Annotated in this window: 7 protein-coding genes; 4 read left to right on the top strand and 3 right to left on the bottom strand. The window is 58.8% G+C overall.

What is annotated here, in order from left to right; all coding sequences use genetic code 11:
* Positions 1–220 precede the first annotated feature (220 nt).
* The 3 genes from P6U29_RS09270 to P6U29_RS09260 all read left to right on the top strand — a co-directional run bounded on the left by P6U29_RS09270 (position 221) and on the right by P6U29_RS09260 (position 3,050).
* Complete coding sequence (locus P6U29_RS09270) at positions 221–649, top strand: hypothetical protein (protein WP_407117307.1); 429 nt, start codon at positions 221–223, stop codon at positions 647–649.
* A 322-nt stretch (positions 650–971) separates the two neighbouring features.
* On the top strand, positions 972–1,262 hold the full coding sequence (locus P6U29_RS09265) for a hypothetical protein (protein WP_407117306.1): 291 nt from the start codon (positions 972–974) through the stop codon (positions 1,260–1,262).
* 633 nt (positions 1,263–1,895) lie between these two features.
* Positions 1,896–3,050, top strand: a complete 1,155-nt coding sequence (locus P6U29_RS09260) for a glycosyltransferase family 2 protein (protein ID WP_407117305.1) — start codon at positions 1,896–1,898, stop codon at positions 3,048–3,050.
* A 54-nt stretch (positions 3,051–3,104) separates the two neighbouring features.
* Here P6U29_RS09260 and P6U29_RS09255 read toward each other — a convergent pair whose 3' ends face one another.
* Positions 3,105–3,599 carry a thiol-disulfide oxidoreductase DCC family protein gene (locus P6U29_RS09255; protein WP_407117304.1) on the bottom strand — a complete coding sequence of 165 codons (495 nt, stop codon included), beginning with the start codon at positions 3,597–3,599 and terminating at the stop codon, positions 3,105–3,107.
* Positions 3,553–5,193, bottom strand: a complete 1,641-nt coding sequence (locus P6U29_RS09250) for a hypothetical protein (RefSeq protein ID WP_407117303.1) — start codon at positions 5,191–5,193, stop codon at positions 3,553–3,555. Before P6U29_RS09250 ends, P6U29_RS09255 begins: the two co-directional genes overlap by 47 nt.
* A 417-nt stretch (positions 5,194–5,610) precedes the next feature.
* Here P6U29_RS09250 and P6U29_RS09245 point away from each other — a divergent pair, with 417 nt between their 5' ends.
* Positions 5,611–7,080 (top strand): lipopolysaccharide biosynthesis protein, encoded by a 1,470-nt coding sequence (locus P6U29_RS09245; RefSeq protein WP_407117302.1) that lies wholly within the window; start codon positions 5,611–5,613, stop codon positions 7,078–7,080.
* On the opposite strand, the gene P6U29_RS09240 is transcribed toward P6U29_RS09245, so the two are convergent.
* On the bottom strand, positions 7,067–12,304 hold the full coding sequence (locus tag P6U29_RS09240; RefSeq protein WP_407117301.1) for an Ig-like domain-containing protein: 5,238 nt from the start codon (positions 12,302–12,304) through the stop codon (positions 7,067–7,069). The two genes, P6U29_RS09245 and P6U29_RS09240, sit on opposite strands and share 14 nt — an antisense overlap.
* Positions 12,305–13,165: the final 861 nt, after the last annotated feature.

The following is a 13,165-nucleotide window of genomic DNA, read 5'->3' as shown; positions in this document are numbered from 1 at the left end:
TGCCAAATCGAAGGCGCATTGACCAGCAAATAGGCAAGTCACCGGATCGCGGGGATGCAGCGAATATCTCGTATCGCTCACGACGCGTCAGAAGCGCTCCTGAGAGCGAGCGCAGCCCGACACGGATACGGCGAACGACGTGCCTTCAAATCGTCAATTACGGCATCTATCAACTACAGGATATAGACGGTAGCAGGTTAACTCTGAGGCGGAATTATGAGTGGGCGCGCATAGTTTGATGGTTGGGCTCCTCATCATATTTGTTCTGCTCGCGATTGGCTTCGCGGCCGGTTACGGCACGCGTGAGCTGATCTCTCGTAAGCGGCACGCCGAGTACTTGAACTTGCAGCCCTACGTTTCGCCCGCGCTCAGAACCAGGCGACCATCTTCGGATGAAAGCACCAGGACGCGATACGCCGCACCTCAACCCGCAATGACTGAGCAGACGAACCATGACATGCCTCAGTCGTTTAAACCCGTATCCATTCGGGAGCCGAAGCCAGTGAAATCCGGGCCTTCCGGCGCAAGTTTGCGTCTGATCGAGCCGCATTCCTCTGAGCCCGATACCGGATCTTTGCAGTCCGCGGATATTGAGCAGAGCCTCGAAGAACTGGTCGGCCTCCTGCTGCGTAAAAGCCAGGGGAGCTAGGACCGGCCTCCTCTGAGGCGTCTTGGTCACAAGCCTCTTACCGCATTTGCGTGTCGGCCTGTTGCCGATGTCGACCACCCGGGTGGAAAAGTAACTGGAACCGAAAAGCACCAAGTTGCCAGCAGGAGAACTCCGGAATCCAAGAGCCGGGTCGACGACCGAGCACGTTTTACGACGGAACTGCCCGCCCGCAGCGCAGCGGCAGGCGCACCAAAGATTGGCCGCGGCCGCGTAAAAGTGGTATGTTTTTAGCGGTTCTGTGGCTACAATACGGCCCGTCATGCGTCGGAACATCTCTGGTGCAAGAGCAGGAGGGCAGGTCTTGGTCGTGCTGATGATCGCAAGCGCCGTAGCGGGTGTTCTTCTGGGGCGTTTTCTTCGCGCATACGCCCTTATTCCCGCAACGACGCTGATCTTGGTTGCAGCGTGGTATTTGGGTCTTGAGCAGGGTTTCGCCACGGGCGCGATAGCATTCGTCGCCAGCGCGGTAATTTTGCAAGTCGTCTATTGCGCGAGCCTGCTGATCTACCTGCTCATCGCGAACCTCTCGGTGCTCGACCAAGTGCAGTCGGAGGCATCACCGCAGATGCCTGAATCGCAAATCGCAGCCTAGTCAGCCCCCTATCATGAGCGGCCAGCGAGCATGTTGTCGCATGGTCCGTGCATTGTGACATCCTCCTTTAGAAGCTCCGCATCTGCTTAATTGCCATGCAGATCATGCCGCAGGGCCGCATTCCTGCCGTTGTGCTTGTGAGCCGTTTCGTTTACGCGGCCTGATCCCGTGCACGAGTGATGCTCCGCAAGAAACCCTTGGCCACAACCCTAATCTGCTCTCAACGGGTCGGCAGATCTCCTGCACCCAACTGAATACGCGTATGATGCGTGGCGGAGGCTCCTTCCTTTGACTTTGATTTCGGCTCGTTGAAACCGCAGCGGAATGGCTGTGTTGCACAAAGGCCAAATGCTTTTGGATGACACGAATCCGCGACAAGCTGGTGCGACACTTCACTTTATGACTTTATGCTCAAGACGTTTGGGAATGAATGGCAATGCAATCTATTTGGAACCGACGCGAAGCCGCCGGCCGATAGTCCTCGATTGCAAAGAAGAAGCGCACATTTGTAGCTCGCCACGAGCTTATGAGGCGAGATCAACCTGCTGGGACAATGTGACCGTCCATGGCACCTATATTCGCCGTCTTTATCGTGGATAATGCAGATGTGATCGGTTGGCTGGAAAATCTAAAATGGAATTGCTGGCGAGAGCAGCGGCGGGCGGCAACCGCGCGCGGAACGCGTTACAAAGATCGATCGTAAGGGGTCAAGCGGCTGTCGCACTTTTGACGCCAACGCGATCACGGGCCAAGCAGCGTCCCGATCCAGTCATTCACCGGATTGATAGCCGGCCGCTCGATTTCGGCGCCGATGAGATCGTGGCTGTCGGCAAGCTCCGCAACGAGATGCTGCGGTTACCCGATTTCCTGCGCCATCATCGCCAGCTCGGGGTCGGACGTTTCCTCGCGATCGATGACCGTTCGGATGACGGCACGCGAGCATTCCTGCTCGATCAGCCGGATGTTCACGTGTTCGAGATCCGGGAGCCCTTTGCGGAATCAAGTGGTGGCGCGCGTTGGACCAGCGCCGTGCTCGACCAATTCGCGCCGGGACGGTGGGCGCTGACGCTCGACGCAGACGAACTCTTTGTCTATCCCGGTTGCGAAAATTTTGATCTTCGATGGCTATGCCGATATCTGGAGAGCACCGGCGCAGATTGCATGACTGCGGAGATGGTCGATATGTATCCACGCTGGCTCGGCGCGGAGCGCTACAAAGCCGGTGAGAGCCTCGTCGCGTTCTGCCCCTACTTCGATTCAGATACCTATGTGAAGCGCCGTCGGCGCGGCTTTCCGACCAACTACCTGGTGGGCGGTGCGCGAGCGAGGTTGTTTTATGACGAACCGATGCCGCCGAAGATCGCTCTTTACGACGCACTTGTACAGTTGCTTGAGCCGTACGGGCTGGCGCGGCTGCTGCCTGCAGTTAACATCACGCGCTGGCAGCCACCGCTGCTCACTAAAGTGCCGCTCGCGCGCTGGTTGCCCGGGCGTCGCTATATCGCCGCCGGTCACCTGATGGCCCCACCAGGCAAGCCAGGCGATGTCACAGGCGCCCTGCTCCATTTCAAATTTCTCCACGACTTCACCGACAAGGTCGCAATCGCGGTCCGTGAGGGCAATTACTATCTCGGATCGGTCGAGTATCAGCGTTACGCGGAGCGGCTCGATCAGAATCCGTCATTCGAGCTCATCTATCCGAGAAGCCTGCTCTACCAATCATCCGACGATCTTGTCCGTTGCGGTCTGATGCGTCTCTCTCCGGCCTATCAGGCCGCGACGCGATAACCTGACTCACCGCTTCTTGTACACAGGAGGCGCGCTGGAGCCTTCCTCCAAACGTCATCGGACCTCGTCGTTGTGCTTGATGTTTTCGTCGGAAGGACCGACCGGTATCCGTTGTTCCGGAGCATTGATCTCATCGATCAGCTTGCGGCCGAGAAGCCGAAGGAGAAGCTTCCTTCCGCGCACCAGTGCCGGATAAAGTGCCCTTGCGAGGCGTGGCCGGGAGAACACGAGCCGATTAAGGCGATTGAAGACAGTCGCCTCCCCGGCAAGCGTTGCCAGCAGATGCATTGCATCGGCCCCATAGTAGTGCCGCCCACGCCAACGAACCACCATGCCTTCATTGAGATCGAGGTTGCGGGCGCGGATATCGCCTACGATTGGATGCTCCGAACGCGCGTCGATCAGGTGAATGCGCTGCCCACGCTCCCGTAACTGGTACAGCAGAACATAGCGGCTGCATAAGGGGCATTCGCCGTCATATACCACCCAGATATCGTCATCACTATGGGTCAATTCGATAATCCGTTCGCTTCCGAACGTCGCGCACAAGCTTGCCCTCCGCCAGACCGAGGCATACTGAGTCCACCACATAGTGATAGGCGACAATATCGTCCATGGTCAGCTTGTTGAATTCGCCATACAGCCATGGATTGGACAGCATGTGGTGCGGATAGGCATAAAAGCTGTTGCTGTCCTTCACCCAGGGATAGACACGGAAAAAGCGATCCGTCTCGCGGACCAGTTTTTCCACGGCCTCCATGGCTACGCCTGTGTCCTGACGCGGAAGGATCTCCGGGCCGCAGGTGGTCGCGTCATGCCAAGTCGCAAGATCGTGGTTGTTGCCGCCAACGCGAGCCCGGAAATGATTCTCAGGGATGTACATGGTTCCGGTCCCGATCATGTACGAGTAGATGCCGAAATAAGTGGAAGGCGCGAGAACCTGGCGACCATCGCGGGTCTCGACGAAAAGCCGCGGGCTTGCCAGCTTCGGCCCGTCCAGCCATCCGAGATGATTGGTGTAGAAGAAGAATCGGCCGCAGATGACGGTCACGACCATCACAACCTTCATCGCCGGGGTGAATCCATCACGCGGCAGCGTGCGCGCCGCGGCCACGATGAACAGGTTGAGCGCAATCCAGAAGAAGAACAGAGCCCCGAGCGTGAAGTACACGCCGATGTGGAAGATGTCGAACAGCAGGCAGAAGAACGACAGCGCGCGCGTCGAGATGGCAGCCAGGGGTGACAGGAGCTGGGCACCCAGCACGAAGACGTTGAAGATCAGCTGGTTGCTCGCGATCGCGTCCCAGATCGTCTGCAACGCGCCCGGCCATAGGCCGAGCGGGGCGTCGCCGCGTTCGAGTCCCATCAGGATTGAGGTTTGCGTGGGATTTGCGAGCAGCCAGGTCCATGGCTTCTCGCCACCAGCCTGCAGCTTTGAGATTCCCGACCAGAAATAGCTGCCGAGATGCGCCCCGACGGCGCACGCCCAAATCAAGCCATAGGCGCGATCGCGAAGCTGCTTCACGTTATCTGCGGAAGCGAACAAAGCTCGCAGCCACGGCACGCGATCCATCACCCAGGCGCTGGTGAGGACGATCGTGCCGAGCACGCCAAGGACGGCGAAGTTACCGACGTCGAGCATCCCGAGATAATCGGTCTCAGTCACGAAGATGCCGGACACGACGCTCACCATTTCGCGCCATGCATGATAGAAGTAGAACAGCGGCACCAGAAATGAAGGACGCCAGATCGCGGCTATTCCTGCCACAACCGCAAGCACCGCACCGTAGCGGAAGAACAGTGTTTTGTCGCTCGAACCGAACAGGATGTTGGGAGGCCCGGCGAAGGGCCCCAATGAATCGAACAGCAACTGCACGAAGATCGTCATTCCGATCGCGAAGGCGGTGATCCGCAATGGCGGCGAGAAATCACGGTAGCGAATGGAGCTGAAGGCGAGCGCGCCGGCAAATGCCAAGCAAACCAGCACCAGAGCGTAAATGTCAGACCAGCGCGCGAGATGCGTGACGGCCCGCCGCGAAATCGCAGAAAGAATGACGGCTACTGCAAGAAGGAAGAGAGGTCCCGCAAGCGACGCGACGCCAGACCGCGCTCCTTGCTGTGATGCAACGGTATACAAGGTCATCCCGTCTCGGACCTCCGGAGCTTCGCCATCGAGATCAACCGAACATTATAGAATCACGAGCGGTCTGCAAACATCGCAAGCGCAGCTTGCCCTTCTCGCGAGTGCTCACAAAATCATCTCACGGGAACCTCAGCACTGCGAATTGAAATATGACAAACTGCGGGCATTGATGGGACCCAGAAGGCTCCGCATTGACATTGGTGATGGTCAGGCCATCGTTTGAAAATCAGTTTCGACCAGGCTCGCTCATGTACGCGATTCCACATCGCCCGATCACGTCTTCCGTTCGTGTCAAGGCCAAGCTAAAAGCCGGAGACGATCGGAACCGCCATCGTTCGGCGCGTTGGATTTCCCACGGAATTTGCTGGTAGGCGCAAGACCGCGCAAGAACTGTTTGAGATCGCGGGGGTGAGCTCGTTGGACAAAGACAGCAAGTCACGGGCCGTAACCAACATCCTCATAACGGGCGGGTCCCAGGCCTGGAAACTGTCGGCCGGTTTTGTCTTGACGATATTCTCGACGCGAAATCTTGCCCCGTCCGACTTCGGCCTGCTGGCCATGTCTGCGACCGCTGCAACGTTCCTCGGGCTCATCAAGGACGTCGGCGTTGGACAGGCCATCATTCAACGCACGGAAATTGCCAAGGGCCAGATCGATGCGCTGTTCTGGCTATCGGTGCTCGCTTCCGCGGCATCTGGTCTCGTTCTGGCGTTGAGCGCGCATCCGGTTGCGCTGTTTTACGGCGATATGAGGCTTCAACAGCTCATGATCGCAATTGCAGGCCTAAGCTTCATTGCTGGCCTTGCGACCGTTCCGGCAGCGCTACTTGCCAGAGAGTCCCGGTTCAAGACCCTGGCAATCCTGGATGTCGCTGCGACAACCGCTTCCGTTGTCGCCGGGATTGTCGCCGTAATCATGTTGAGAGACTATTGGGCACTTTATCTGTCCACGCTTGTTCTCACGCTCATTTCGACAGTCGGGATCTGGGTCTATTCTGGCTATCGCCCCGGATATGCCAGTCTGGATAGCGAGACGCGGCACATGGCGCGCTTTGGCCTGCACGTGTCAGGGTTCAACCTCGTCAACTATCTCTCGAGAAATGCGGACAACATTCTCATCGGCAAATTTCGAGGCGGCGACGAACTCGGCCTGTACGATCGGGCCTATAAGCTGTTGCTCCTGCCGATCGTCCAATTACACAACCCCATCGGCCAGGTGATTGTCCCGCTGCTTTCGCGGCTTCGGTTCGATAAGGAGAGATATCTCAGCACCTACAACGATGCCCTTTCCATGGTTATGCTCATATGTCAGCCGGGCATCGTCTTCGCAATCCTGCTCTCGGAGCCGCTCTTCAGAATTCTCCTCGGGGAGCATTGGGTGGGTGCAGCGCCGATTTTTTCTTGGCTTGGCGTTGCGGGCTTGATCCAGGTCGCAACCGCGACGGCAGCTTGGCTGTTCCTCAGTCAAGGCCGTGGCCAGGAGTACTTCAGGCTCGGCGTTTGGACCGCCCTGATCAACGTGACCTCATTCCTCGTCGGTCTTCCCTGGGGCGCACTGGGAATCGCGGCGGCGTATACGCTGGTGAACTGCACCGTCGTGCTGCCGCTTTACGCGATGTCAATCGGTCGTCATGGCCCGGTGACGACGAGAAGCCTGGTCAAGACGACCGTCCCACATTGGATCGGTTGTGGCGTTGCGGCGGCCGTCACAAGGATTTCGATCATCTCATTGCTGGATGGAAACTCTTTCGCTGGGTTAGTTACGCTGCTGGCGCTTGCCTATGCATCATATCTCCTCCCCATGACCTTCTTCGCGCGGAAACGGGAACTTGCGAAACGCGTATTACGCAACGCTTTTCGAAAGGCAAAGACCTTCAGCGAAGGATGAAGTCATGCAACTCCAGCAGATGGACATCAATCGGGGCTACCGCGTGAACGGCGTCGACCTGATGAAGATTGGAGGCAACATCTGGATAAGTGGTGGCCACGAGGAGTCTTGCCTTGGCCGATTCATGAAAAGCCTCGTTGCTTAACCCATATACGGTGGGGATAGCGGACTGCTCGAACACGAACCCGTCGTCTCCCGGGCGCGCGGAGCCGACGGCCGGTGCGGTAGGAAGAGGCTGCGACGGCGCAACCGCCGAAAAATCAAAGCCGGCCTTCGGAGGATCGATGATCAGCGTGCCCCCGGATCCGTCGCTCGAGAGATTGAAGGTGGAGTTGGTGTAGTCGCCAACAAGCGAGATATGTGCTGTGTGATTTTGAGCATCGACCACGGTCAACACGCCACCGGCTGTATCGCCGGAAAAGGACGCCAACGTTCCCGCCCCATACGCGATGTCCTTCAGGTCGATATGATTGGAATTGGACGCGGTGCCGTCACCCGTCAGACCGATGAGCGTTCCCGTAAATTGCGACGCGTGGTCCAACACCAGATTGCCGGTCGACGCCTTGAAGGTGATCGACCCGGAAGCGGCGCCGGACAATTCGAGCGTGGCGCCGGGGTCGACCGTCGCGGCCTGTGACATATTACCCAGATTCAATACGACATTTCCGGAGATCTTGAGGACGGTCGATGACGTATTGATTACACCATCGCCATTGAGGTCCTGATAGAAAGTCGTCTCGACCGCTTTAAGAGCAGGGTCAGTCGGGACCACCTTGTTCAGGAGGTTCGATACATAGTTGCCATTGCTGTCCGTGGTCCACACACAGAGTTCGCCGGTGGCCGGAATCTTCCAGGCCACATCATAGCCGCTGGTCGTTTGCTCCACGCCCACCGGCGTCCAAGCGCCGAACTGTCCCGACACAACCGCTACGCCACCGTACTTCAAGGTCGGTCCCGCGCCGCTGGCCATCGCGTCGAGCAAGTAATTCGAGCCGACCAGAACCAGGCTGGTTGAGCCGGACGCCTCGATTGTCGTACCTGAAACCTTCTGGGGCGTTGGTGGAAGACCAATCACGCCATCACCGTTGAGATCCTGGTGAAAGAGGGTCTCGCTCGACTCAAGAGCCGGGTCGGTGCCGGACACCTTGTTCAGATAGTTGGATACGAAATTGCCGTTGCTGTCGGTGCTCCAGACCGCGAACTGGCCGGTCGAGGGGATCTTCCACGCGACGAGATAGCCGTTCGACGACGCTTCCGCAGCCACTGGCACCCATGCGCCAAGCTGCCCCGCGACAACCGCCGTTCCGCCATTCTTCAAGATCACCGATGAGCCGGCCGTCGAAAGGTAGAAGTTGCTTCCCGACTTGATAAGCGATGTCGTGCCGGCCGCTTCGATCACCGTACCGACGGCGGAGCTGAAAGCGTTCGAAAGCTGGCTCAAATTGCCGGCGATGTCGGTGGCGGTCGCGGTGAAGCTGTGTTGCCCTGCCGTGAGCGATCCGGTGGTGATGCTCCAGGCCCCACTCGTCGCGGCGATGCCCGTGCCGAGCAAGGTCGAGCCTTCGTACAGCCGGACAGCGCTTCCGGCTTCTGCCGTGCCGGACACGATTATCGCGCTCGAAGCTCCAGGTGCGCCCGAGGTCAGGATAGGTGCAACCGGGGCACGCGTATCGACCGTGACGTTCAACGCGCCGGAGAAAGCGCTGACGTTGCCGGCGGCGTCCGCGGTCTTGCCGGTAAAGGTGTGATTACCGTCCGCCAAGGTTGCGGTGGCAAAGGACCAGGCTCCGTTGGTGTCGGCGATCGCCGTTCCGATCATCGTCGCGCCGTCGAAGACCTGCACCGTGCTCCCGGCGTCCGCGGTTCCAGTCAAATTCACGTGGTTGACATTGGTGACGCCATCGCCGGCAACGTTGCTGTCTGGCGAGAACGACGCGAGCTTGGGCACGTTCGGCGCGACCGTATCGATGGTGACATTCACCCCGGCTGAGAGGGCGGTGAGATTGCCGACACCGTCCATCGCTGCGGCGGCAAAGGCGTGGCTGCCTTCGGCCAGCATTGCGGTCGCCATGCTCCAGTTACCGTTGCCGTCAGCGATCGCCGTGCCAATCTGAGTTGTCCCGTCGAAAACCTTGACGGTTACACCTGCCTCCGCGCGCCCCGTGAGGACCAGATGATTTGTATTGATGAGGCCCGACACGATCGAACCGCTGTCGTTGACAGCCGAGATCGTCGGCACGGCGATAGGTGTCATCGCCATCGGCGAATTCGTCGCGGAAACGAATGAATAGTCGGCCGACGTCAAGCTGGTGACGCCCGCAATGCGCAGCGTATCTGCTCCACCCGCGTAGTGAACGGTCCACACGTCGTTCACATGGGTCAAATAGGCGCCGCTGTCGTATCCTTTCAGAATCAGCTTGTCGTGTTCGGCAGTCGCGGTCGTGAAGACGTGGAAATCGGCGACCGTATCGTTGCCGCTGCCTGCATTGTAAATGAACGTATCGTTCCCGGCTCCTCCGGAGAGCCAGTCATTCCCGCCGGCGCCATCCAGGGAATCGTCACCGCTCGAGCCGACCATGCGGTTTGCCATTTGGTTGCCGACGCCCGCGAGCCCGCCCATCATCAACGTCAGGTTTTCGACGTTTGCCGGCAACGTGTACGACGTCCACGCCTCCACACTGTCAATGCCGCCGCCGGGAATTTCGACGATTTTCTGGTTCGCGTTACCGATGACGTAGGTATCATCGCCGTTCCACCCGACGAGCGTGTCATCGATATTGACCGCCGAGAGCTTGTCGTTCGCCGCGGTGCCGTACACCATGCGGCTGCTCGCTTTCCCGCTGATCCAGGACGTAATTGTCCCGCCGACCGGGAGTGTTGCTGGCAATTGGAAATCGTCGCTGGTGAATGCCGAGACCGTCGTGTTGCGGAACACCAGGGTGTCCTGGCTGGTCAACTTCAGATAGACGTTGCTTGCGACCTGGGTCATCGCCGCCTGCACGTCGGCGAATGAGGTGAAGGCAAAGCCGTTGAGCTGGACGACGTCGTGCGCGGCACCCGATCCCGGAGAAAAGTCGGTGATGATGTCCGAACCATCGCCGGAGTTGACCACGAAGATATCCGCACCGCCGCCGCCCGTCAGGATATCATTGCCGAGCCCGCCGCTGATCACGTTCGCCGCGGAATTGCCGATGATGATGTTGGACTGAATATTGCCGGTGGCGTTGATGGCCGCCGAACCGGTGAGCGTCAGATTCTCGACGTAGCTCGAAAGCGTATACGTCACGGAGGAGTTTACCGTGTCGATGCCTCCGCCATAGGCCTCGATAACCTTCGCACCGGAATCGGGCACGACATAGGTATCATCGCCGGCACCGCCGGTCATGGCATCGGCGCCTCCTGCACCACCGATCAGGTCATTACCGGCTGTGCCGCTCAGCGTGTCCGCAGCCGCGCTTCCCACGATCGTGTTGGTCGGTGCGCCACTCGTGAGCAGGGTGTAATTCGCAAGCGTGTACTCCGGCAACTGATAGGCTTTGATTGAATCGATGGTCATCGTCGCCGTCGATCCTGGAGCGGCATTGCCCGGCCAGCTCCCGCCCATCGCCAGATTGGCGATCATATACATCGCCGAATTCATGTCGGAGGGTGTGGCCTGCTGTGCGACCACCTTCCCGTCGACGAAGAATGTCAGGTCGTAAGGGGTCCATTTGAGCGCAAACGTGTGTTCTCCGGTGGTCAGGTTGGCTGTATTTGCCCAACCCCCATTCGTCGCAGGCGCGTAGGGCGAGTGAATGGCCCAATGCGCCTGGTCAGGATCCTGACCAAAGGCCTCGAGCACATCGATTTCCGTCTTGAGGTTATTGGCAGTGCTGGGCAGCAACCAGAACGCTGGCCACGCGCCGCTTGTGCTGGGCAGCGTGGCCGTCATCTCGAAATAGCCGTAGGTCTGTGTAAAGCTGTTCTGGGTCGAGATCATGCCCGACGAGAAAATGGCACTGCCTGTATAAGGCGTTGCGCTCGCAGGCAACGGTTGCGCCGTGATGACGAGATGACCGTCCTGAATCGAGAACGGATTAAGCCCGAGCGACGTTGATGCCTGAGTGGCCGGCAGTCCGGAAAAGCTGGGATCGACATACACTTCCTGTTCGCCGGCTAGCCCGTACCCTGCGGCTCCGCTCCAGGCATAGCTCGTGCGCCAGGTCAGGCTCGGATCCTGGCCCGCGGAGAGCGCGTTGAAGTCATCGTTGAAAGTCTGGACCAGTCCGGTCAGCGGACTGACGATGTTTATATTGGCGGTCGTGAGATTCTGGAGGCTGGTGTTTTCAAGTGTTATGGTTTCGCCGCTGGCGATCGTCAGGACAAGATCGGTGCCCACCTGCTTCATGGCCGCCGTGACATCGGTGAACGTCTTGAAGCCGGTGTTGTTGAGCTGCAGGACGTCCCCGCCGGCGCCCGCCTGAAAGTCCGTGACGATGTCGTTGCCGTTGCCCGCTGTCACGACAAAGGTGTCGCGACCGGCCCCACCGGTCAGCACATCGTTGCCTCGCCCGCCGTCGATCATGTTGTCACCGGCATTGCCGACAATGATGTTGTTGAGATCATTGCCGGTGGCGGGCGACGGAACGTTATCTGTCAGGACAAGATTCTCGACGTTCGGCGCATTGACGAGGCTATATCCGTTGACGTTCCAGACACGGATCGTATCGATACCATTTCCGGCCTGCTCGACGACCTTGGTGTTGTGGTCATAGACATAGTAGGTGTCGTCCCCTGCTCCGCCGATCAGCGTGACGCCCGTACCGCCGGCCTCCATGCCGTCATTTGTCGCCCCGGTCGTCAGCGTGCCGCCTGCGGGGACGGTACCCGCCCAGTTCCATGCCGTTCCGCTCGCTGGGAGCGGATTGTCCAGCACGACATTGCTTGCAACCAAGGTCGAAAGCGCGACATTCTGCAGCGTCAGGGTTTCGGTGGACGACAGCGTGACGATCGTATCGGAGCCCATTTGGGTGGCCGCTGCCAGGAAACTGGCGAACGTCGCAAAACCGTAGTTCTGCAACCGCAACACATCGCCGCCTAAACCCGCCTGGAAATCAACGACCGTATCGGAGCCGTACCCCTTCGAGATGACGAAGGTATCGCTGCCTGCGCCTCCGGTCAGAACATCGTTTCCGGTCCCGCCAAACAGAATGTCAGCACCGGAACTTCCATTGATAATGGTCATGATGGATACGTGCTCCTTTTACGTGGCACACAACTATGCACGCGTTCAAAAGAACCTTATGGATTCGACGCAATTTGACGCATGACGAGAGAAACAGCTGGCGTCTGGCGATTTCTGCGGAGACACCGGAATGCTACGGGCTCATGTGAAGTCCAAGCTGCTTTACAACAAGCATGCTCAGTGCAGGGCCGTCATCACGCTGGGTTCCGACCAGGGAACCATCGCATCCGATAGTGAACACATCATCCTGCGAAGTTCCTGTTACGCACGCTCGTCGACTCGCCAGAACTTTCGCCGGAGGGCCCTCGGCCCGAACCCGGCCGTCTTCAATGCACACCACAATGGTCCGCATCGCGCACCGAATTCATGCGATGTGTTATCAGTAACGAGCATGCCGAGCCCGGCGAACGTCTTCGATGGATTGCCCATCAACCCGTATGTCACCCTCGTTGCCGAATAGAGCCGCAACAACGTGGGTACGATCAATCGGCGGCATGCCAACGCGTGGAGCTGCCACAAAGGCCCGAAACGGTGCAATACGTGGATTGACGTTGCGAAATTATTGCTTCGCTGCGGTCTGGTCCGCGGGATAGTATCGCGCCTGATGCGCTTCCGATAGAATCTGTCCCGTCGATGATTTCACGAGGGCGGTCCATTCATACAGACCTGGCTTGCAAGGACCAAATGTCCGGATTGTCCCAGACGGCACAACGCCATTACCAGGAACCGGAACGTTCTGGCCTCCCATTTCGCGAGCGCCTTCCGCAAGTGTGAGCGTCATCGAAGTGGCACCGGCGGGGATGTTGCGCAGACGTATCTCCGGATTTGGGAACAGCGTGACACAGCCATGCGCCCCGCGCC

It is taken from the genome of Bradyrhizobium sp. LMG 9283 (assembly GCF_045571415.1).
GTDB lineage: Bacteria > Pseudomonadota > Alphaproteobacteria > Rhizobiales > Xanthobacteraceae > Bradyrhizobium.
Note: the sequence above shows the minus strand (reverse complement) of the source record. Positions and strands in the feature narration are given on the sequence as shown.